Source organism: Streptomyces apricus (assembly GCF_008369065.1).
Classification (GTDB): domain Bacteria; phylum Actinomycetota; class Actinomycetes; order Streptomycetales; family Streptomycetaceae; genus Streptomyces; species Streptomyces apricus.
In genome coordinates this window covers 1-3,010 of sequence record NZ_VDFC01000143.1, presented here as the reverse complement: position 1 = coordinate 3,010, position 3,010 = coordinate 1, and the positions used below count along the sequence as shown (strand labels likewise).

The window sequence follows — 3,010 nt, the reverse complement described above, 5'->3', positions numbered from 1 at the left end:
GCGCGGCCACGGGGGAGGCGGAGGCCGCCGCGCCCTCGGCCGCGCCGCCGAGCACGCCCGAGCACCCGGCCGTGGTGAGCAGCGCGGCCGCCGCCAGGGCCGGGGCGAGGACGGCGGCGGTGCGCCGGGCACGGCGGGGCGGACGGTTCAGCACGGATGCCTCCTACGGCTGCCTGCGACGGGGGTCTCCTCCCACGGCACCACCGCGTGCCGCCTCCCACCAGCGCACCGGGCCGACCGGGTGAGCCCGGGACGCCCCGCGGCCGGCCGTCCGCGCGGACGGGGCCCGGAGTCTGTTCGGTGAAGGGGCGGTGTATCCCGGGTGACTTCTGCCAGGCTGAGCCGATGCAGACCCTTTACAGAAGACTGCTCAGCATCCTTCCGCGGATAGGCGTGAAGGTCGTCGATCTCGGCCCCGGTACGGCCCTGGTGTTCCGCAGGGGCGAACGGACCGTCGCGCCCGTGGGGCGCGGGGCCGATCTGGTCGCCCGGGGCAAGGCGCGGTACACGGTCACCGACGCCGGCACGGACACCTGGGTGGTGGCCCGCGCCGCCGCCGGGCGGAGCGTGACGAGCGTCCCCCTCGGCCCCACCGGGGCGCGGCTGCTCCTGGACGGAGCCGTACCGGCGGACGGGGAACGGGAGTTCCAGCTCGCCGCCTCCCACTACCTGTGCGCCCAGCACGTGGCGGCCCTGCTGGAACTGAACGGCGTGAACTGCGTGTTCGACGTCGGGGCCAACACCGGGCAGTACGGGAAGGGGCTGCGGCGGTTCGGGTACACCGGGCGCATCGTGTCGTTCGAGCCGGTCTCCGACACGTTCGCGAAGCTGCGCAGGTCCGCCGAGAACGATCCCGACTGGCACGTCTACAACTTCGCGCTCGGGCGCGAGGAGGCCGTGCAGTCGATCCACGTCGACTGGAAGTCGATGAACTCGCTGCTGCCGCCCAGCGAGTACGGCAAGGAGCGGTACCGGCGGTTCGCCAAGGGGCGTACCGAGGAGATCGAGGTCCGGCGGCTCGACGACGTGATGCAGAAGGCGCTGGAGGGCATCGAGGACCCGCGCCCGTACCTGAAGATGGACACGCAGGGCTTCGACATGGAGGTGTTCGCGGGGGCGGGCGAGCGGATCTCCGAGTTCGTGGGCCTGCAGTCCGAGGTCGCCGCCCTCCGGCTGTACGAGGGGAGCCCGGCGATGGGGGAGGCCGTGGCCGCGTACGAGGCGGCGGGCTTCGGGGTGACCGGCATGTACCCGGTCACCCGCGACCCGGCGACGGGCCGGGTGGTGGAGTTCGACTGCGTGATGGTCCGCGCGCCCGAGCCCGGCGGCCCGGCCGCGACCTGAGCAGTCGTCCGCGGGTTCGCGGTGGCCGGTCGCGCAGTTCCCCGCGCCCCTTCAGGGCGCGATCCTGGTCCCCCGCCCCGAAGAGGCGCGGGGAACCGCGCGGGCGGCTCAGGCAGGGTCGCAAGATCGGTAGGGTGGGGTCGCTGCGAGACGACCCCGTCCACGCTCTTCTGCGTCGCGTGAAGTGCCGCTCGCCGCCGTCGTGTTGACCCCCTGCTGTGGTGAGGATGATTCCCTGGTGCTCGTCGCGGAGCGGTATCGGTTGCAGACGTCCATCGGCCGGGGCGGGATGGGCGAGGTGTGGCAGGCCACCGACGAGGTGCTCGGCCGCGCGGTGGCCGTCAAACTGCTGCTGGGGGACGACGCGGACAGCGCCGCCGCCGCGCGCTTCCGGCTGGAGGCGCAGACGGCGGCCAGGCTCAGCCACCCCTACGTCGTCGCCGTCTTCGACTTCGGCGCCTGGGACGACCGCTTCTACCTGGTCATGGAGCTGGTCGAGGGCCGCAGCCTCGCCCAGGAGCTGACCGCGTCCGGCACACTCGGCGCGGACCGGGTGGCCACCATCGCCGCCCAGGCCGCCGCGGGCCTCGCCGCCGCGCACCGCGAGGGGATCGTGCACCGGGACATCAAGCCCGGCAACCTCCTCGCGGACGCGCACGGCACCGTCAAGATCGGCGACTTCGGCATCGCCCGCTTCGTCGACGACCCGGCGTCCGCGCTCACCACGGCCGGCCAGATCGTCGGCACCAGCCTCTACCTGGCCCCCGAACGCGCCCTGGGGCGCCCGGCGTCGGCCTCCTCGGACGTGTACTCGCTGGGCTGCGTGCTCTACCAGCTCCTCACCGGCAGGCCCCCGTTCCAGGGGGAGAGCGCGACGATCACGCTGCACCAGCACATCGACAAGGCGCCGGTGCCGCCCCGCGAGCACGGGGTGCACCTGCCGCCCGCCTTCGAGAACTACCTCCTCGGCCTGCTCGCCAAGCAGCCCGAGGACCGGCCCACGGCCCACGAGGTCGCGGACTGGTTCGCCGGGGGAGCCTGGCAGGGGCGGGCCGAGCCGCTGCCGGTGGCCGCGCGGCAGCCGCATGCCCAGCCGCGTACCCAGGTGTCGTACGCGGCCGCGCCGCCGCACCCCGGGCCCTCCGGGCAGCCCGGACACCCCGGGCAGTCCGGGCCGGCCGACGGCGGGGCCCCGACGACGTACCGGCTGCCGCAGACCGGCGGCCGGGCGGCCGGGCGCGCCGCCGCCCGCGCCACCCGCTCCGAGAGCTCCCCGCGCTCCCCGCACTCCGCGCCCTCGCGCCGCGCCCGGCCCGCCGGCACCGGCGTCCGTGGCGGTGCCGCGACCGCGGTCCGCCGCCGGCCCCGGGTGTTCGGCGTCCTCGCCGGCGCGGTGCTCTTCGTCCTGGCCGTGCTCGCGGGCATGTCGATGTTCTCGCCGGACGACACCGCCACGAAGACGGGGCCGCCGGACACGTCCTCCTCCGCCGACCCGGCCACGGGGTCCTCCGGCGGCTCGCAGGACGGTTCGTCGGACGGCTCGTCGGGCGGCGGGGCCGCGGGCCGGCCCGTGTCGGGGGACGCGGACCAGAACCAGGATCAGAACCAGAACCAGGACCCGGGCACGCAGGACGGGACCGCGCCCGACGCCGGTACGGGGCCCGCC

2 protein-coding genes are annotated in these 3,010 nt (G+C 75.4%); both read left to right on the top strand.

The window, feature by feature from the left end:
• Nucleotides 1-345: 345 nt before the first annotated feature.
• Nucleotides 346-1,344 (top strand): FkbM family methyltransferase, encoded by a 999-nt coding sequence (locus tag FGF04_RS38620; protein ID WP_149516061.1) that lies wholly within the window; start codon nucleotides 346-348, stop codon nucleotides 1,342-1,344.
• Between the two features lie 238 nt (nucleotides 1,345-1,582).
• A partial coding sequence (locus FGF04_RS38615) for a serine/threonine-protein kinase (RefSeq protein ID WP_149516060.1) occupies nucleotides 1,583-3,010 on the top strand: 1,428 nt, incomplete at its 3' end.

Bases quoted from the DNA above. Each gene is read 5' to 3' on its own strand.
- FGF04_RS38620 (WP_149516061.1), top strand. From the start codon at position 346: ATGCAGACCCTTTACAGAAGACTGCTCAGCATCCTTCCGCGGATAGGC.